Annotated in this window: 17 protein-coding genes and 7 pseudogenes; 11 read left to right on the forward strand and 13 right to left on the reverse strand. The window is 69.3% G+C overall.

Features of this window, described 5'->3' with window-relative positions; genetic code table 11:
* Window positions 1-103 precede the first annotated feature (103 nt).
* From OHA19_RS43370 to OHA19_RS43385, 4 genes are all read right to left on the reverse strand, one after another.
* Window positions 104-1,708: an acyl-CoA carboxylase subunit beta gene (locus tag OHA19_RS43370; protein ID WP_331749176.1), complete on the reverse strand. Its 1,605-nt coding sequence runs from the start codon at window positions 1,706-1,708 to the stop codon at window positions 104-106.
* A gap of 10 nt (window positions 1,709-1,718) precedes the next feature.
* Window positions 1,719-1,916, reverse strand: a complete 198-nt coding sequence (locus tag OHA19_RS43375; RefSeq protein ID WP_331749173.1) for an acyl-CoA carboxylase subunit epsilon — start codon at window positions 1,914-1,916, stop codon at window positions 1,719-1,721.
* 356 nt (window positions 1,917-2,272) lie between these two features.
* On the reverse strand, window positions 2,273-3,115 hold the full coding sequence (locus tag OHA19_RS43380) for a MerR family transcriptional regulator (RefSeq protein ID WP_331749170.1): 843 nt from the start codon (window positions 3,113-3,115) through the stop codon (window positions 2,273-2,275).
* Window positions 3,116-3,143: 28 nt separating this feature from the next.
* Window positions 3,144-4,040: an alpha/beta fold hydrolase gene (locus OHA19_RS43385; RefSeq protein WP_405722404.1), complete on the reverse strand. Its 897-nt coding sequence runs from the start codon at window positions 4,038-4,040 to the stop codon at window positions 3,144-3,146.
* A gap of 222 nt (window positions 4,041-4,262) precedes the next feature.
* On the opposite strand from OHA19_RS43385, the gene OHA19_RS43390 reads away from it, so the two are divergent.
* Window positions 4,263-4,484 (forward strand): hypothetical protein, encoded by a 222-nt coding sequence (locus OHA19_RS43390; protein ID WP_331749167.1) that lies wholly within the window; start codon window positions 4,263-4,265, stop codon window positions 4,482-4,484.
* 92 nt (window positions 4,485-4,576) lie between these two features.
* Entirely contained in the window at window positions 4,577-5,023 is a 447-nt protein-coding gene (locus OHA19_RS43395; protein ID WP_331749164.1) for a hypothetical protein, read from the forward strand.
* A 48-nt stretch (window positions 5,024-5,071) separates the two neighbouring features.
* On the opposite strand, the gene OHA19_RS43400 is transcribed toward OHA19_RS43395, so the two are convergent.
* Both OHA19_RS43400 and OHA19_RS43405 read right to left on the reverse strand, forming a co-directional pair.
* Window positions 5,072-5,965, reverse strand: coding sequence for an alpha/beta hydrolase (locus OHA19_RS43400; RefSeq protein ID WP_331749161.1), 894 nt, complete (start codon window positions 5,963-5,965; stop codon window positions 5,072-5,074).
* A 59-nt stretch (window positions 5,966-6,024) separates the two neighbouring features.
* A complete protein-coding gene (locus tag OHA19_RS43405) occupies window positions 6,025-6,480 on the reverse strand; it encodes a nuclear transport factor 2 family protein (RefSeq protein WP_331754594.1) in 456 nt (151 codons plus the stop codon).
* An 86-nt stretch (window positions 6,481-6,566) separates the two neighbouring features.
* On the opposite strand from OHA19_RS43405, the gene OHA19_RS43410 reads away from it, so the two are divergent.
* Window positions 6,567-7,136: a PadR family transcriptional regulator gene (locus OHA19_RS43410; RefSeq protein ID WP_331749154.1), complete on the forward strand. Its 570-nt coding sequence runs from the start codon at window positions 6,567-6,569 to the stop codon at window positions 7,134-7,136.
* A complete protein-coding gene (locus OHA19_RS43415; protein ID WP_331749152.1) occupies window positions 7,123-7,938 on the forward strand; it encodes an SGNH/GDSL hydrolase family protein in 816 nt (271 codons plus the stop codon). Before OHA19_RS43410 ends, OHA19_RS43415 begins: the two co-directional genes overlap by 14 nt.
* Window positions 7,939-7,946: 8 nt before the next feature.
* On the opposite strand, the gene OHA19_RS43420 is transcribed toward OHA19_RS43415, so the two are convergent.
* From OHA19_RS43420 to OHA19_RS43430, 3 genes are all read right to left on the reverse strand, one after another.
* Window positions 7,947-8,897 carry a peptidoglycan recognition family protein gene (locus OHA19_RS43420; RefSeq protein WP_331749148.1) on the reverse strand — a complete coding sequence of 317 codons (951 nt, stop codon included), beginning with the start codon at window positions 8,895-8,897 and terminating at the stop codon, window positions 7,947-7,949.
* A 327-nt stretch (window positions 8,898-9,224) separates the two neighbouring features.
* Window positions 9,225-9,443: a DUF4287 domain-containing protein gene (locus OHA19_RS43425; protein ID WP_331750672.1), complete on the reverse strand. Its 219-nt coding sequence runs from the start codon at window positions 9,441-9,443 to the stop codon at window positions 9,225-9,227.
* A gap of 102 nt (window positions 9,444-9,545) precedes the next feature.
* Window positions 9,546-10,337, reverse strand: a complete 792-nt coding sequence (locus OHA19_RS43430; RefSeq protein ID WP_331750670.1) for an alpha/beta hydrolase — start codon at window positions 10,335-10,337, stop codon at window positions 9,546-9,548.
* Between the two features lie 147 nt (window positions 10,338-10,484).
* On the opposite strand from OHA19_RS43430, the gene OHA19_RS43435 reads away from it, so the two are divergent.
* Entirely contained in the window at window positions 10,485-11,093 is a 609-nt protein-coding gene (locus tag OHA19_RS43435) for a TetR/AcrR family transcriptional regulator (RefSeq protein ID WP_331749145.1), read from the forward strand.
* A 442-nt stretch (window positions 11,094-11,535) separates the two neighbouring features.
* Here OHA19_RS43435 and OHA19_RS43440 read toward each other — a convergent pair whose 3' ends face one another.
* Window positions 11,536-12,222, reverse strand: a complete 687-nt coding sequence (locus OHA19_RS43440; protein ID WP_331749142.1) for a hypothetical protein — start codon at window positions 12,220-12,222, stop codon at window positions 11,536-11,538.
* Between the two features lie 266 nt (window positions 12,223-12,488).
* Window positions 12,489-12,774 (reverse strand): annotated as a pseudogene (locus OHA19_RS43445) (recombinase family protein); the annotation flags it as partial.
* Here OHA19_RS43445 and OHA19_RS43450 point away from each other — a divergent pair.
* A pseudogene (locus OHA19_RS43450) lies at window positions 12,766-12,936 on the forward strand (transcriptional regulator); the annotation flags it as partial. The pseudogenes OHA19_RS43445 and OHA19_RS43450 overlap by 9 nt on opposite strands.
* Window positions 12,933-13,073: pseudogene (locus OHA19_RS43455) on the forward strand (MFS transporter); the annotation flags it as partial. The pseudogenes OHA19_RS43450 and OHA19_RS43455, both read left to right, overlap by 4 nt.
* Here the strand turns inward: OHA19_RS43455 and OHA19_RS43460 are convergent.
* Window positions 13,056-13,243, reverse strand: a pseudogene (locus OHA19_RS43460) (Tn3 family transposase); the annotation flags it as partial. The pseudogenes OHA19_RS43455 and OHA19_RS43460 overlap by 18 nt on opposite strands.
* 34 nt (window positions 13,244-13,277) lie before the next feature.
* On the opposite strand from OHA19_RS43460, the pseudogene OHA19_RS43465 reads away from it, so the two are divergent.
* Window positions 13,278-13,621, forward strand: a pseudogene (locus tag OHA19_RS43465) (epoxide hydrolase); the annotation flags it as partial.
* 106 nt (window positions 13,622-13,727) lie between these two features.
* Here the strand turns inward: OHA19_RS43465 and OHA19_RS43470 are convergent.
* Window positions 13,728-14,164: pseudogene (locus OHA19_RS43470) on the reverse strand (EamA family transporter); the annotation flags it as partial.
* A gap of 243 nt (window positions 14,165-14,407) precedes the next feature.
* Between OHA19_RS43470 and OHA19_RS43475 the strand changes: the two are divergent.
* The 3 genes and pseudogenes from OHA19_RS43475 to OHA19_RS43485 form a co-directional block, all read left to right on the forward strand.
* A complete protein-coding gene (locus OHA19_RS43475) occupies window positions 14,408-14,797 on the forward strand; it encodes a metalloregulator ArsR/SmtB family transcription factor (RefSeq protein ID WP_331749139.1) in 390 nt (129 codons plus the stop codon).
* Window positions 14,794-15,780, forward strand: a complete 987-nt coding sequence (gene arsB / locus OHA19_RS43480) for an ACR3 family arsenite efflux transporter (RefSeq protein WP_331749136.1) — start codon at window positions 14,794-14,796, stop codon at window positions 15,778-15,780. The genes OHA19_RS43475 and arsB overlap by 4 nt, the downstream gene beginning before the upstream one ends.
* Window positions 15,773-15,925 (forward strand): annotated as a pseudogene (locus tag OHA19_RS43485) (phosphotyrosine protein phosphatase); the annotation flags it as partial. The gene arsB and the pseudogene OHA19_RS43485, both read left to right, overlap by 8 nt.
* Window positions 15,926-15,989: the final 64 nt, after the last annotated feature.

Consider the following 15,989-nt stretch of genomic DNA (forward strand, 5'->3'; position numbering starts at 1 on the left):
GGTCACATCCGTACGGGTCCGATCGGCTGCGATCGGCTCCGCCACGGGCGGTACCACGGCCGCCGGTGCACGGAGGAATCCCCCCGTACTCCGGCGCCTCCGTCTACTGCGGGGGGTTTCCGTGTTTGCGGGAGGGCAGGTCGGCATGCTTGTTCCGGAGCATCGCCAGGGATTTCACGAGCACCTCCCGGGTTTCGGCCGGGTCGATGACGTTGTCCACGAGCCCGCGCTCGGCGGCGTAGTACGGGTGCATGAGTTCGGCCTTGTACTCCTCGACCATGCGGGCGCGCATCGCCTCCGGGTCCTCGGCGGCGGCGATCTGCCGACGGAAGATGACATTGGCGGCGCCCTCGGCGCCCATCACCGCGATCTCGTTGGTCGGCCAGGCATACGTCAGATCCGCGCCGATGGACTGGCTGTCCATCACGATGTACGCACCGCCGTACGCCTTGCGCAGGATGAGGGAGATCCGGGGCACGGTCGCGTTGCAGTACGCGTACAGCAGCTTGGCGCCGTGCCGGATGATCCCGCCGTGCTCCTGGTCGACGCCGGGCAGAAAGCCGGGTACGTCCAGGAGCGTGATCATGGGGATGTTGAAGGCGTCGCACATCTGCACGAAGCGAGCGGCCTTCTCGGACGCCCCGATGTCCAGCACCCCGGCCAGCGACTGCGGCTGGTTGGCGACGATGCCGACGACCTGGCCGTCGAGCCGTGCCATCGCGCAGATGATGTTGCGGGCCCAGCGCTCGTGGACCTCCAGATAGTCGCCGTCGTCGACGAGCTCCTCGATGACCCGGCGCATGTCGTACGGCCGGTTGCCGTCGAGGGGCACGAGGTCGAGAAGCCCGTCGTTGCGCCGGTCGGCGGGGTCACGGGTGGGCTGGACGGGCGGGTCCTGCCGGTTGTTGGAGGGCAGCATCCCGATGAGGTAGCGGACCTCGGCGATACAGGTCTCCTCGTCGTCGTACGCGAAGTGCGCGACACCCGAGGTCTCGGCGTGCACGTCCGCGCCGCCGAGACCGTTCTGGGTGATCTCCTCGCCGGTGACCGCCTTCACGACGTCCGGTCCGGTGATGAACATCTGCGAGGTCTCACGGACCATGAACACGAAGTCGGTCAACGCCGGGCTGTACGCCGCGCCGCCCGCACACGGACCGAGCATCACACTGATCTGCGGAATCGCGCCCGAGGCCCGGGTGTTGCGCTGGAAGATCCCGCCGTAACCCGCGAGCGCGCTGACACCCTCCTGGATACGCGCGCCCGCGCCGTCGTTCAGCGACACCAGCGGAGCACCCGCCGAGATGGCCATGTCCATGATCTTGTGGATCTTCGTGGCATGGGCCTCGCCCAGCGCACCGCCGAAGATCCGGAAGTCGTGCGCGAAGGCGAAGACGGTCCGCCCGTCCACGAGCCCCCAGCCGGTGATGACACCGTCGGTGTACGGCCTCTTGCCCTCCAGCCCGAAGCCGGTGGCACGGTGCCGCCGCAACTGCTCGACCTCGCAGAAGGTGCCCTCGTCGAAGAGGAGCGCCAGCCGCTCGTGCGCGGTCAGCTTGCCCTTGGCGTGCTGGGCCTCGGTCGCCTTCTCACTCGGCCCGCTGCGGGCCAGTTCACGCAGGGCGTGCAGCTCCACGACACGCCCCCGGACATCGGCCGGGGCAGCCCTCTTCGCGGAAGCGGAAGCGGAGGGATCAACAGTCGTCGTCATGGCGGCCCCCTCACTGCCAGCTGAGCGGGGCGTTGTACCGGTCCGTGTGCCGCCACCACCGCGATCCGGCGGCGGCCCGGCTCTCCGGCGGTTGTGCCCGTTCGGCCTGCAACGCGAGCAACACCACGGTGATCGCGGCCAGTTCCTCGTCGGTGGCCTGCCCCCGCTCGACGCTCAGCGCGATCCCGGAGCTGTCCGGACTGCCCATCTCACCCTCCTTCGCCTCCGGGGAATTCACTGCGGAGAACCCCACGGCCCCTCATGGGACGACGGATTCCTTGCGAGGGACTACGCGGCTCCTATGCCGGGGGATCGGTGTCGGGGGATCGGTGCCGGGGTGCCGGTCGCGCCGCAGGTCGCCGGGGTCCGGTCGGGACGGCCCCGTGGGTCCGTGGCCGGCTCACGGGGCCGTTCCGGCATGACCGGCGAACCGATGACCGAGGCCGACGTCACCGCCCTGGCCGACATGGTCCTGCCGCACTTCACCGACGGCCCCGGGGCTGCTTAGCGGTCGGCTTCGGAAGTCCTTCGGGGGTGATCAAGCCGCCGGCGCGACGGAAGGTTCTACCGACCGCACCGTTCACGCCGGGAACGCCGCACCGCGGTGTCGTCCTGCCGTTGTCCGGCCGCACCCCGCGTTGGGTCCATGCGCTCGACCTTGGTCCAGCCGGTCCAGCCTCGCTTCTTCAGCAGCTCGGTCAGCCGACGGGCCGGCGGCGCGGCGTCGAACGCCAGTGTGTCCATCAGCTTGGCGAACGGTGGCTCGATGTCGACATCGTCGACATAGTCATCGCCCTGTTCGTCGGCCAGCTGCGTGAGGTGGGCGGCCAGCTTGTCGGCCAGCTCGACCAACCGGGGGTCATCGTCGGTCCGGTCGAGAGCCTGGCCCAGGGTGAGATAGAAGTCGATGAACCGCGGATCGGCGATCTGCTTCCGCTTGCGCGCCATCCACTCCGGGACTCGCTCGGGTGAGTGCGCGGCCAGCGGAATCCAGCCGTCACGTTCGACCTGCACGAGCCGCTCGTCGACCCCGAACGCCCGCAGTCGGTCGAGAAACCCGACCACCTCCGGGGGCAGCACCAGGTTGTCCCCGGCGGCGAGGCGGGCGATCCGCTCGCGGTGCCGCTGCCGCTCCCGGATCTCCGCCCGCAGCCCCTTGTCGATGTCTGCGACCGCCGCGGCGAACTCCTCCTCGTCGGCTTGCAGCAGCTCCCGCACGCGCGCCAGCGGAACCCCGGCCTCTGCCAGGGTCCGGATCCTGATCAGCTCGACCACGGCGCCGGCGTCGTACCTCCGGTAGCCGGAGTGATCCCGCTCCGGCTCCGGCAGCAGCCCCTTGGCGTGATAGTGCCTCACCGCCCGCACCGTCACTCCGGCGTACGACGCCAGCCCGCCGATCGTCAGCATCGGACCAGTCTCCCAGAAACTGTCCGATTCAAGAGATCGGCCTGTCGGCCGGGGGGTGCGCGCCCCGGATGATCCGGGCGATTTCCGGGGCGTGGGTGAAGACCAGCCGGTGGTCGGCGTCGAGCCAGGAGGTGGAGACGTGTGGCCGCTCGCGGACTAGCCGCTCGAAGCCGGCCCGCCAGAGCTGGTTGTGCCGTGGTGCACGCCCTTCGGTGCTGTCACCGGCGATCGAGGTCGACATGATCATGCTGATCGGACGGTCGATCTTCCGGTACCGGTCGAGGATTTCGGACCGGACCACATCGATCTCAAGATTCAGGGCGAGGATGTCCTGGGCGGTGAGCACCACCTGACGCGCGGTGCCCTCGGCCCGCTCGGCCTCATGCCACGCCACTTGGTCCTCCGCCATCGCGCGGAACTCCGCCAGATCGGCCTCGGTGATGAACGGTTCGGGCAGTGGGTTCGCCCCGTCGATGAGGACAAGCCCGGAGATGGCGTCAGGATGCTCGGAGACATGGTGCACGGCCAGGTCCGCGCCCAGCGAGTAGCCCACGAGCACGGGCGCCGACGGCAGACCGAGGCGTCCCAGCTCCGCCAGCACGGCGACGAGATCGCTCAGAAACGCCTCGAAGGAGTAGCGGTCGGCGGCCGAGGCCAGGCCGTGGCCCCTGAAGTCGAAGGTCACCACATCGTGGTCGCGCCGCAGCAGCGCGGTCAGCTCGTGCAGATCGGCTTGTGTCGAGCTCAGCCCGGGGCACAGAACCAGCGGTCGCCCCCGGCCGCCGCGGGACACCGGGATCGTGACGCCGTCGTGGTGGACCGTGAAGTGCCGCATCGCCCCGTCCTCCCGCTCGGCCCGCTCCCCGTCGTCGCCGTACGGCCTGCGCGGTCCGGCGGCCTCGATCGCATTGGTTTTCGCAGTCATGCCGACCATGCTGAGAGGTTGCCCCTGCGTCAGGGTCAACCGTCGCGGCGAAGCGCCTTCACCGCGTTCCCAACTTCCTTACGTATACGCCCAGTTGAGCCTGTCGCAACCAATTGACACGGGGCTACGAATTCCTCGGAAGTGCTTGCGGTCCGCAATTCCGTCCAGCAAGATCCCACCTTGTCCCACCCCGCCTGATCCTCTTGCAGAAAGAAGACCTGGATGCGCAAGCGTGGAGCACTGCTGTCCCTCGGAGCCGCGGCCATGGCCGTCATCGGCCTGAGCGCACCGTCCGCCCAGGCCGCGGACTGGACGTACATCGGCCTGTACGCGAGCAAGTCCCGGTGCATCGACGCCGGTCAGCAGTACCAGCGCGAGGGCTGGTCGGAATGGAAGTGCACGAACAAGCCGGACACGAGCGGGTACTGGCTCTACATCCGCTGATCCGATCGGCGTCGGGGACCTGAAGCGGGGCGTCAGCCACCGCGCCGGTCCCCGACGCCGTTGTGGTGCCGCCGCCGTGACCCCGGCAGGCCATGCCGGGGAGCGACACCACGGCCCTGCGCGAACTCTTCACGGAGCTGCTCACCGGCAAGGAGGTCGTCCAGCGCCTCGACGACCTCACCGCGGGCACCGACGTGCGCTACGAGATGGGCTTCACCGATCCCCACCCCGCGGTCGGCCACTTCGCGCCGGAGCTGGAGCTGATCACCGGGAGGGAGAAGGTCCGCCTCGTCGAACTCGCCCGGAGCGCAGGGCCGTTGCTGATCGACCTGACCGAGGATCGGTCGGTGGCAGCCGTACTGGCGAAGGATCAGGACACCGTCGATCCCGTCCTCGCCCAGGGCGGTGGCCCGGCCGGCCTCTCCGGCCTGCTGATCCGCCCCGACGGATACGTGGTCTGGGCGAGTGGCTCACCCGTCCCGGACCCGGCCGAACTGGCCGGGCTACGGGCGGCAATCGAGCGCTGGTTCACGGTCTGAGCAGCCGCCGCCCGCCGACCCGGCATCGTGAGGGTGCCCGACGGCCGCTCAACAAGCGTCGGTGCGGGTGTGGGTTTCCAGGGCGTCGATGATCTCGGGCCAGAGTTCGCGGGGGCGGTCGTGCCCCATGTCGGGGAGCAGCAGGAGCTTCGCGCCGGGCACCAGTTCGGCGGTGCGCTTCCCCCCGCTGGGGTCGGTCAGCGTGTCGTCCAGGCCGTGGATCACCAGGGTCGGCACTCGAAGCCCGCGGAGTCCGTCGGTGCGCGGGCCGCTGAGGATCATCGCTCCGAGCTGCCGCCCGGCTCCGGCCGGGTAGTGGGCGCGGTCGTAACTCTCGGCGGCCAGCTCACGGAGGAGTGCCGGGTCGCCGTATCGCTTGGAGGCCCACACCAGGTCCCTTTCCGCCGCCGCGATGTACCCCTCGCGATCCGTCGGCTTCGGGCTGGAGATCACTTCCTGGGCCTCTGCGCTGGACCGGCCGTAGTCGGGCTCGCCGGTCGAGGACATCATCGACGTCAGGGTCAGCACTCGCGCCGGCCGGCTGATGGCCATCGTCTGGGCGATCATGCCGCCCATCGAGGATCCGACCACATGAGCTCGCTCGATGCCGAGCGCGGTGAGCAGGCCGAGACCGTCGTCGGCCATGTCCTGCAGCGTGTAGGGCGCCATCGCGCGGGCGGACGAGATGTCTCCCGAGCTCACGGCGTCGATGAACCGGCCCATGTCGACGGGATGTTCGTCGAACTTCGTGGACAGCCCGCAGTCGCGGTTGTCGTACCGGATCACGTGGCGTCCGCGTTCGGCGAGCGCCCGGCAGAAGTCCTCGTGCCAGGCGATCATCTGAGCGCTGAACCCCATCACGAGCAGGACAGCTGGATCAGCGGGGTCGCCGAAGGTCTCGTACTCGATGGACACTCCGGGCAGGGCTTCGACAAGCGGCATGCCTGAAGTGTCCCAGCACCGGCCGTCCGCGCGCATCCGGGATCGGCGCGGGACGGCCCTCAGCGGTCGGCGGCCCCGGGAACGAGGCCGCCGGGAACAAGGCCGTCGGCGACCAGGCCCTCCAGTACCGCCTGGCCCAGGGCGTGCACGGCGGACTGGGGACGGACCATCACGGTGAACTCCTTGATCCGGCCCTCCCCGTCGAACTGGAGCAGGTCGATGCCGTGGATCTGCTTGCCGTTCACGGTGGCCCGGAAGATCAGGATCGTCGACGGGGCCTCTTCGCCGTCGGCACTCGTCTCGGCCGTGCCCTCGAAGTGTCCGACGTAGCGGAAGTCCTCGAAGGTGCGCAGCAGTACGCCGAAGAGCCCCAGCACCATGGGCCTGCCCTCGAAGGGGGTGAACTTCACCGGGCTGTAGAGGCGGATGTCCTCGGTGAACAGGTCGCTCAGTGCGGTCAGTTCGCCCTTCTCCACCGCGGCGCGGAAGCGTTCGGCGGTCTCCGTGGTCTCCATGGCTCCTCCTGCTACTCAAGAATGTGATTAGTCATTTTCTTGAGTATGATGCAGTGGCGGACAAGGAAAGGGAAGGGGTCGCTTCGATGGCCTTGCGACATGCCGTACTGGCGGCGCTGCTGGACGGCGAGTACAGCGGCTACCAGCTGGCGAAGGCGTTCGACATCGGCGTCGCGAACTTCTGGCACGCCCTGCCGCAGCAGCTGTACGCGGAACTGAGCAAGCTGGAGAAGGAGGGGCTGGTCGCCGGGCGGCAGGTGGTCCAGGAGACCCGGCCGAACAAACGCCTGTTCCAGGTCACCGACGCCGGTCGCGCCGAGCTGGAGAGGTTCGCCGCGGCCGTGTCGAAGCCCTCGTTCATCCGCGACGACCTGCTCGTCAAGGTCCAGGTCGCCGACCGCATCGGCACGGCGTCGGTGATCGAACAGCTCGAGGAGCGGGCGTCCGCGGCCGAGGCCAAGATCGAGCTTCTCGGCAAGCTGCTGCGGCAACTGCGCGGCGACGCGGACGAGGAGGAGTTCCTCCGCCGGGGCGAGCGGATCGGGCCCTATCTGACCTGTCTGCGCGGTCTGGCCTTCGAGCAGGAGCACCGGGACTGGTGTCTGCGGATCGCGGCCGTCCTGGCGGAAAGGCGGTCGGCTCATGCCGAAGGGTGAATACCTGCGCTACGTCGCCCTGGGCGACAGCCAGACCGAAGGGCTCGGCGACGGTGACGACACCGTAGGGCTGCGGGGCTTCGCCGACCGGCTCGCCGAGCACCTCGCGGCCGTCGGGCCGGGGCTGCGGTACGCCAACCTCGCGGTACGGGGCCGGCTCGCCGGCCAGGTCCGCGCCGAACAGCTGGGGCCCGCCCTGGCCCTGCGGCCCGACCTGGCCACCGTTGTCTCCGGGGTCAACGATCTGCTCCGGCCCCGGTTCGACGCCGCGGAGGTGGCCGGGCACATGGAGGAGATGTTCGCCGCCCTCACCGCGGCCGGGGCCCATGTGGTGACGCTGACCTTCCCGGACGTGGGCAAGATCGTTCCCCTTGCCCGGCCGATCAGGTCACGCGTGTTCGACCTCAATACCCGCATCCGTGCCGCGGCCGCCCGCCACGGGGTCACGGTCACCGAGACCGGCCGGGCGACCATCTCCACCGATCCCCGGCTGTGGAGCGCGGACCGGCTCCACGCCAGTCCGCTGGGCCACGAGCGGATCGCCGCAGCCCTCGCCGAGGCGATCCACCTGCCCGGAAGCGACGCTGCCTGGGCTCTCCCCCTGCCGCCGCAGAGGGTCCCCACGGGCCCTCGGGCCGCAGCAGCCGAACTGCGCTGGGCGGCCGCGTTCCTCGGCCCCTGGCTAGGACGCCGCCTTCGCGGCCGGTCCTCCGGAGCCGGCCGCACCGCGAAACGTCCCCGGCTACTGCCCCTGAGCGCCCCGCCCGGCTCCGCGACGGGGCGCCGGCCGACGGAGGCCTGACGAACTCGTCAGGCGTCCGCGGTGTCGGTGTCGACGTCGATGACGGCCCGCTGGATCGCGGCCTCGACCGCGGCGACGACGGTCTTCGTGTCGGCGCCCGTGCCGACCTGTCCGGCGAGCGCGGTGATCGCGGCGGTCTGGGCGGCCATCCGCTTGTCCATGGACCGGATGCGGACCTGCATGTCCTTCAGGATGGACTGCGGCTGCCACGTCGGATTCGTCGAGTGGTCCGCCGCGTCCGCCGGACCGCCGATCGCGTCGGTCTTCCACACGGCGTCGAAGATGTCGCGCTTGGTGATTCCTGCCATGGGGTCCTCCTCCTGGTCCGAGCCGGGGTTCCAGCTCGCGGGGTGCTTGAGCCGCTCGGAAACGTCGGCGCGGAGCTTGGTCATGGTGAAGCCGCGGGGGTCGACCTTGTCGTTCGACCACTCCAGGTGACCGATCACCGATTTCGCCGACCACTTGTGCGCCCGGCACAGGGCGGCCTGGACCCGCACGATCGCGTCGTACTGGGCCTTGGGCCAGGGGTCCTTGCCGTCGCCGAGGTTCTCGCACTCCCACCCGTAGAACCGCGCGTTGCCGTCGACCCCGTTACTGTTGCCGCGGGTCGGCGGAGTCGGCCGGGTGCCGTACGACTCCGCTATGACCTGATCCAGCACCTTGGGGTCGCCGCCACCGGCGTGATTCGCGCGGCCCCAGCCGACCATGTGCACCCGGCCGTCCTTCGCGATCATCCCGTGGCACAGCGGACCGGGCAGGTCCGCGTAGCCGTCACGGACCATCCGGACCGTCGCCGCGGTGCCCTTGGTCACGGTGTGGTGCACGATGCTGCCGTTGACCGGGCCCCATGGGCCCTTCGAGTTGCGGTTGTGGGTACGCCAGTTGCCTACCTCGACCACGCGCACGCCCTCGGCGCGCAACGCCTTGAGCACAGCGGAGGCGGACAGAGGACCAGCCATTCGTTTCCCTTTCGGCCCGAGGTGTACGGGACGTCGCGGACCTTGCCGGGGAGCCCGTTGTTCGTGCTGCCGTCGATCGGTCCGCCCTCTCCATCCGGAAGGACGGTCCGTTCCCCGTGGTATCCATCGCCGTCACCGTGTGTTCCGTTCGGTTCGCCACCGTCCGCGTGAACGCGAACCGGGTTGCGGTGACGACCATTTCACAGGAGATCCATACCCCCACAACGACAGCGGGACTCGACCCTGTGACCGGCAGTGTGCACGAACAGTCAGCAGCGAACGGCCCGATGCGGCTCGGCCGGGATCTCGCGCGCGGAGCGCGAGTGTTCACTCGCCGCCGGACTTCTCCTCGGCCAGGGTGTGCGCGACGAGGGCGTTGGCATGACCGTGGCCCAGGCCGTGCTCGGTCCTGAGCCAGGCGACGAGTTCCATGTGCTTGGTCAGGGGTGACGAACGGATGAGGTTCTTCCACTCCACGATCGGGCGGCCGTACTTCTTCTCGATCGAGGGGAAGTAGCTGGCGGGGCCGTTCACCGGTGCGGTCATTTCGTTGTCTCTCCTGTGTTCGTACGCGGTGGTTCCGGAAGCCGCGCGGTTACCGGCGCGGGCCGGCGAAGGACTTGTCATGCCTTCGTCACGGGACAGCCCTCAGGCGGCGAAGAAGCCGTCCAGAACGGGAGCGAGGGACTTCGGGTCGATGTTGTGGTCCTGGCCGGGAAAGGTGTGCAGGGTGAAGTTGTCCGCCAGTGCGGCAAGTTCCCGCGCGCTGTTCAGCATGGGCTCATCACTGGCACCACCGCTGCCGACGAGGACGGGGACCGTCACGGACTGCCAGCGGTCGGCGGGCAGGGGGCGGCCCGACATGGTGTCGCCCATGACCTGGCCGTCGTAGGGCAGGGTGCGGGCGGTGGCCTCCAGCCCGGCCCAGAAGGGGGTCTGCCGCATCCCGGCGACGGCCTCGGCCGGCATGCCCACGGCCGCCGTCATGAAGTAGGCGACGGCATCGCCGTATTCCTCCCGGGCCACGAGCGCCTTCAGGTGGTCGACATAGTCGGCGGGCAGCGGAGGACGGGTGGCGTCGACGATGAACGGCGGTTCGTACAGGGCCAGATGGGAGACGGCGCTGCCCCGGGCCACGGCCTCCAGCGCCAGAGCGGCACCGGAGGACATGCCGAAGACCCTCGCCTCGCCGCCCACACGTTCGATCAGTGCGTCCAGGTCGTCGACCTCGCGCTGCACGTCGTACGCCGCGCTGTCCCCGCTGTCGCCGCGGCCCCGCCGGTCGTACGTGATCACGGTGAACCGCTCGGCCAGCAGGCCGGCGAGCGGGGCGGAGTCACCCCGAGTCATGAAGGCGCCGCCGACGAGCACCACCGCGGGGCCCGAGCCCTGCCGCTCGTAGGCGATGGCCGTGCCGTCGGACGAGAACACCTTGTCCATGTTCGATCCCACTCCCGATTCGTACGCGGCGCGCGGAGCCGGAACCCCGGCCGCACTATCTGGACTGGACGGTACAGTACCCATTTGAGTACTGGACAGTCCAGTACTCTTCGATGCGGGGCCGACCGAGAGAGGGAGTTGTTGACGATGGACAGCCGTTCAGCGCGTAAGCACCAGGCGATCCTGGAGGCCGCGACCACGGTGTTCCTGAGCAAGGGATATTCGGGAACGAGCATGGACGACATCGCGAAACTGGCCGCGGTGTCCAAGCAGACGGTCTACAAGCACTTCGCGGACAAGGAGAAGCTGTTCTCCGAGATCATCCTGGCCACCACCGACCGCATCGACGGCATGATCGACCTGGTGGCCGCCATCCCCGCGGACGCCGACGGCCTGGAAGAGAACCTGACCCGGCTCGCCCGCCAGTTCCTGGTCTCCCTCACCCAGCCCCAGGTCCTTCAGCTGCGACGTCTGGTCATCGCCAACGCCGACGCCTTCCCCGAGCTGGGTGCCGCCTGGTACGAGCAGGGCTTCGAAAGGGTTCTGGTCACCTTGGCGGACACCTTCCGACGCCTCACCGACGAGGGCCTGCTCCGGACCGACGACGCGATGCTGGCCGCCCATCACTTCTCCGGCCTGCTGCTGTGGATCCCCGTGAACAAGGCCATGTTCCACGGCAGTGCCCAGCACACCGAGGCAGACCTCGACCACTACGCCGCCGCCGGAGTCCGCGCCTTCCTCGCCGCCCACCGCTGATCCGGCGGAGCACCTCACCCGAGGGGGTGTGCGACATCCCGCAGGTTCCTCCGAGCTCCGCTGAATGTTGGCCCCTGTGGCCAGGGGCTTCTTCCTCTGTTGGGCGCTTTTCCGTCCGGTGACAGAACCTCGGGTTTCTTGAGGTTTTCTCGTCTTGTCCGACCGATCCGCGGTCTGAGCGAAGGCGAGGCGGCTCGGCCTGGTGGCACTGGCAGTCGCAAGAGGCCCTCGCACGCATCAGACGCCCGTCCCGGCCGAGGCGCCAGCAGGCCGCCCGCGACCCCGCCCGGCGGCAATGACGTCTCCTGCGCGGCAAGACGGCCGGCGGGACCAGCAGCCGCCGACGCGTCAAGGAAACAGCCGCTGATCGCCGCACAGAGGTGGCTGGTCTTGCGCCCGGTTCCGCGCAGATGAAACGTAGTTTCTGCCGTTCCTGGGAAAGCTATTTGATCTTCGCGGTGATGGTCTGGACGAACTCAGGGAGCACATCGTCCCGCCAGACGAAAGGTGCTGGGGCCGGCGTGCCCTTGAAAGTCACGGTGGTCCGCCCGCCTACGGTGAACAGCAGCGGGCCTTTGCGGCAGCTCCAACTGCCCTCGTTGAGACCGGTGATGACACAGCGATCCGCGCCTCTCGCGCCCTGGTTGGTATTGGTTCCCGGCGCGACGCGATCGGCGTAGCCGACAATCAACTTGGGGTCGGCCACGGCCTCGATCCGGAACCAGAACTGGGTAGCGCTGTAGGTCTCGCCCGGAAGACGCATGCTGTAGAGGCACTGGCCGGACTCGGACCTGTCACTCTCTTTCCACGAGGAGTCCACAGCGAAGTCCTTGATCGACAAGGCACTGACCGGGCGGCTCTCCTGTTCGATGTTCTTGACGCCAGGGAAGATCGCCTTGATCTCCTCCTGGTCCACGAACGAGCATGCGTCCGGCCACTGATTCGCGGCCAGGATCGCCCCACCCTTGAGCGAAGGAAGGTTGACAGGCGCACCTCGGGGGGCAGCCTTGCCTATTGCAACATCGCCCTCGGACAACGCGTCTGTCTCGACCAGGATCGTCAGCAGGACGACATTTGAGATCAGCAGGATGGACACAAGAGTGAGCGCCAAGGCTCTGTTCTTCCACATGGCGGCCGATCTTCTCCGAGGAACGAGCTGGCTGTCGACCGCATCCGCTGCGCCGGGGCATCCCGCTGCCACGAGAGCCCGGACACAGCCGGAGGGGGCAAGGCCGGGCATCGGTTCCCGTGAGCCCGAGGGTCAGGACCGCCTGGCAAGCCTGAAGACCTTTGAGTTCGTCCCACATCCCCGTCAGTTCGCACGAACTCATGGGCCTCTCCGGGTGTGAGTAGTTGAGGTACAGAAAGTGCCGCTTGGATTGATCTCGGTCTGATCTGCCTGGTGCCGATGCCGATGAGTTCGCGAATGAACTCCGCGAGCGCGGCGAAGACGAGTCGGCCGCCGGGGGTGGTGGTGTCCAGGTTCTCGTGCAGCGAGGTGAAACCGATGCCGCGCTCGCGCAGCTCGGCGACCATGTTGATGAGGTCTTGGAGGCTGCGGCCATAGCGGTCGAGCGAGGGGACGACAAGCGTGTCGCCCGCGTCGAGGAACGCGTGGCACGCCTTCAGCTCGGGACGGAGCGCGTCCTTTCCCGGACTTCTTGTCCGCGAAGTGGCGCATCTGCGGCTCGCCGAGGAGCAGTTCGCGCAGCTGGGGGCGCGGTTGCAGGCGCTGGCGGACGAGTGCCGGGAGCTGTCCGATCCGTCGCTGCCGGACGCGTCACTCGTCTTCGCACTGTTCCACCCGGCACAGCGCAAGCAGGCCGAGGGGGGCGCCGAGTGACCTCAGGCGTTCGGAAGTTGCCGACCGGGTTCGGACGGCTGTGGACCGCGCAGACGGTGTCCTCGCTCGGTGACGGGGTGTCGCATGCCGCTCTGCCGCTGCTCGCGTTGACGATGACGCGGGATCCGATGGCGCTCGGCGCGGAGCCGGGAAACGACGGCGTCCAGGCAACGGGTGTTCCACAGCACCAGGGCGCGAGCTGGTCTTCCTGGCCCTCGCGGTACGCCTGGCGGATCTGGCCGCGGCCGCCGTGGCAGATCGCGCGGGCGAGGCGGTGGCGGGATTCCTGCACGGTGAGCTGCCGGTTCGGTGCTTTCGGTGCGTTCGGTGCTCTCGAGGGGTGGACGGACCCCGCCCTGAGCTCCCCGAGGACGCCGTGGGCCGCGACCGGCTGTTGACCAACATCAGCGTCCACTGGTTGACCGGTACGGCGGGCTCCTCGGCGAACCTGTACTACGAGTCGGGCCACGACCCCAGCGCCTGGGCCCCGAAGCCGCGCGGCACCGTCCCGACCGGCGTGGCCGTCGCCCTGCACACCGACATCGCCGTCCGGCGCTTCGCCGAGCGCGACCACGACGTCACCCACTGGACCGAGCTGGAGCGCGGCGGGAACTTCCTCGCCCTGGAGCAGCCGGAGGCGTTCGTCACCGACGTCCGCGCCTTCTTCGGCTCGCTCGGCGCCTGACACCTGCGCTCGGCACCCGGGAAGCGCCCGGGCGGCCCACGGCCGGCACCACAGGGTCGCGGCCGCTCGGGCTCTTCTCACTCTTCGCGCTCTTCGCGCTGGGGGAGGCCGCGGTGACGGCGACGGCGTTCGCGCCGACGATCACCAGGATCGCCGCCCACGCGGCCGTATCAAGGGCCTGGTCCAGCACGATCAGTCCGACCAGAGCGGCGAAGACCGGGTTCACGCTCATGAACACGCCGAAGAAATGCGCCGGGACGCGCCGCAGCGCCAGCAGATCGGCGGGGAACGGCACCGCAGAGGAGAACACCCCGGCGGCCAGGGCGCAGGCGAGAGCGTCAGGAGTGGGCCGACGGTGCCAGAGCACCAGGGCGCCGACGGGAACGTAGAGCGCGCCGGAGACGGCCGCGGCCGGCCGACCGCGCACAGCACCCCCGCGGCCACCCACTGACGCACCGCCACCACCCCCACCGGCCCCAGTACCGGGAACGCCAGTGCCGCCACCGACGCCCCGGCCTGGTTGGACAGCCCACTGCCCAGCATCAGCGCCACCCCGCCGAGCCGAGTCCCGCCCCGGCCGGGCACGCTGCCGTCGGCAGCGGCGGAACCGGGCCCGGCAGACGGCGGCGGCCGCATAGCGGCGGCGGACGGTCTCACGCAGGTCGGCGCTCTGCTCGCTCATGACGTGACTCCCATGGAAGGGGCCGAGCAACCGTCCGGCCAGGCTGCATTGACGCTTCTCGATGCAACCTTGCGCTCTGAATCGAGAAACGTCAATATAGGAGAATGTCTAAACAAGAGTTGACGGTGCTGGGCCAGGACGGCGACGGGTGCTGCCCGGCCCTGCTGGCCGCACCGATGGACGAGGACCGGGCCGCCGAGTTGGCGAAGGTGTTCAAAGCGCTGGGCGACCCCGTGCGGTTGCGGCTGCTGTCGATGATCGCCTCGCGGAACGGCGGTGACATCTGCGTATGCGATCTGACCCCGGCGTTCGATCTGTCGCAGCCGACGATCTCGCACCACCTCAAGCTGCTGAAGCAGGCCGGGCTGATCGCCTCCGAGCGCAGGGGTACGTGGGTGTACCACCGGCTGCTGCCCACGATGACGGACAAGCTCGCTCAGGTGCTGGCGCGCGAATCCCCGTCCTATGACGAACCGGCCGGGGTCGCGCCGTGAGCGAGCCGACCACGCCCGCGACGGGTCCGGTGGCCGGGCGGCTGTCGTCGGTGGACCGCTTCCTGGCGGTATGGATCCTGGCCGCGATGGCTGCCGGCCTGGGCCTGGGCCGCCTCGTCCCCGGTCTGGACGACGCCCTCGCGAAGGTCACCGTCACCGGGGTCTCGCTGCCGATCGCGCTCGGCCTGCTCGTGATGATGTATCCGGTACTGGCCAAGGTCCGCTACGACCGTCTCGGCACCGTCACCCGCGACAAGCGCCTGCTGATTTCGTCCCTGGTCATCAACTGGGTACTCGGCCCAGCCGTGATGTTCGCCCTCGCCTGGATCTTCCTGCCCGACCTGCCGGAGTACCGGACCGGACTGATCATCGTCGGGCTCGCCCGCTGCATCGCCATGGTCATCATCTGGAACGACCTGGCCTGCGGCGACCGCGAGGCCGCCGCCGTCCTCGTCGCGCTGAACTCCGTGTTCCAGGTGCTCGCCTTCGCCGCTCTGGGCTGGTTCTGTCTCTCCGCCCTGCCCGGCCTGCTCGGCCTTGAGCAGACCGGCCTGGACGTATCGGCGTGGGAGATCGCGCGCAGCGTGCTGATCTTCCTCGGCATCCCGCTCGTCGCCGGATTCGCGACACGCAAGCTGGGCGAGAGAGCCCGCGGCCGGGCCTGGTACGAGTCCCGGCTGATCCCGAGAATCGGCCCGTTCGCCCTGTACGGGCTGCTGTTCACGATCGTCGTGCTGTTCGCCTTCCAGGGCGGCACTGCGTTCACCGCCGCGGGCAACAACTTCGAGCTCGCCATCGCGGTGGCCATCGCCACCTTCGGCGCCTCGTCCGGGCAGGCCCTGGCAGGAGTTGTCGGCCCCCTGATCGAGGTCCCGGTGCTGATCGGCCTGGTCCATGTGGCCCTGGCCACCCGCCGCTTCTTCCCCCAGCCCGCAGGGCCCACCCCGTCCGCCGTCGAGGAAGACGGCCCTGCCCGTGTCTGAATCCGAGCCGTCGGTGCTGTTCGTGTGCGCCCACAACGCGGGCCGCTCGCAGATGGCCGCCGCCGTCCTCTCCCGGCTCGGTCGGGGCCGGGTGGAGGTCCGCTCCGCCGGCTCTGCCCCCGCCGACGCGATGAAGCGAGGTGCGAGGCGCCGGCCGCCGGGGCGGTCGGCGTAAGCAGTGTCGTTTCGGCAATGAAGTCGCTGGGCCA

This window comes from Streptomyces sp. NBC_00012, assembly GCF_045040875.1.
In the GTDB taxonomy this organism is placed as follows: Bacteria; Actinomycetota; Actinomycetes; order Streptomycetales; family Streptomycetaceae; genus Streptomyces.

What these genes read in the sequence shown, in the direction of transcription:
- OHA19_RS43370 (WP_331749176.1), bottom strand. Translation starts at nt 1,708, where the DNA reads ATGACGACGACTGTTGATCCCTCCGCTTCCGCTTCCGCGAAGAGGGCT.
- OHA19_RS43375 (WP_331749173.1), bottom strand. Translation starts at nt 1,916, where the DNA reads ATGGGCAGTCCGGACAGCTCCGGGATCGCGCTGAGCGTCGAGCGGGGG.
- OHA19_RS43380 (WP_331749170.1), bottom strand. Translation starts at nt 3,115, where the DNA reads ATGCTGACGATCGGCGGGCTGGCGTCGTACGCCGGAGTGACGGTGCGG.
- OHA19_RS43385 (WP_405722404.1), bottom strand. Translation starts at nt 4,040, where the DNA reads ATGACTGCGAAAACCAATGCGATCGAGGCCGCCGGACCGCGCAGGCCG.
- OHA19_RS43390 (WP_331749167.1), top strand. Translation starts at nt 4,263, where the DNA reads ATGCGCAAGCGTGGAGCACTGCTGTCCCTCGGAGCCGCGGCCATGGCC.
- OHA19_RS43395 (WP_331749164.1), top strand. Translation starts at nt 4,577, where the DNA reads ATGCCGGGGAGCGACACCACGGCCCTGCGCGAACTCTTCACGGAGCTG.
- OHA19_RS43400 (WP_331749161.1), bottom strand. Translation starts at nt 5,965, where the DNA reads ATGCCGCTTGTCGAAGCCCTGCCCGGAGTGTCCATCGAGTACGAGACC.
- OHA19_RS43405 (WP_331754594.1), bottom strand. Translation starts at nt 6,480, where the DNA reads ATGGAGACCACGGAGACCGCCGAACGCTTCCGCGCCGCGGTGGAGAAG.
- OHA19_RS43410 (WP_331749154.1), top strand. Translation starts at nt 6,567, where the DNA reads ATGGCCTTGCGACATGCCGTACTGGCGGCGCTGCTGGACGGCGAGTAC.
- OHA19_RS43415 (WP_331749152.1), top strand. Translation starts at nt 7,123, where the DNA reads ATGCCGAAGGGTGAATACCTGCGCTACGTCGCCCTGGGCGACAGCCAG.
- OHA19_RS43420 (WP_331749148.1), bottom strand. Translation starts at nt 8,897, where the DNA reads ATGGCTGGTCCTCTGTCCGCCTCCGCTGTGCTCAAGGCGTTGCGCGCC.
- OHA19_RS43425 (WP_331750672.1), bottom strand. Translation starts at nt 9,443, where the DNA reads ATGACCGCACCGGTGAACGGCCCCGCCAGCTACTTCCCCTCGATCGAG.
- OHA19_RS43430 (WP_331750670.1), bottom strand. Translation starts at nt 10,337, where the DNA reads ATGGACAAGGTGTTCTCGTCCGACGGCACGGCCATCGCCTACGAGCGG.
- OHA19_RS43435 (WP_331749145.1), top strand. Translation starts at nt 10,485, where the DNA reads ATGGACAGCCGTTCAGCGCGTAAGCACCAGGCGATCCTGGAGGCCGCG.
- OHA19_RS43440 (WP_331749142.1), bottom strand. Translation starts at nt 12,222, where the DNA reads ATGTGGAAGAACAGAGCCTTGGCGCTCACTCTTGTGTCCATCCTGCTG.
- OHA19_RS43475 (WP_331749139.1), top strand. Translation starts at nt 14,408, where the DNA reads ATGTCTAAACAAGAGTTGACGGTGCTGGGCCAGGACGGCGACGGGTGC.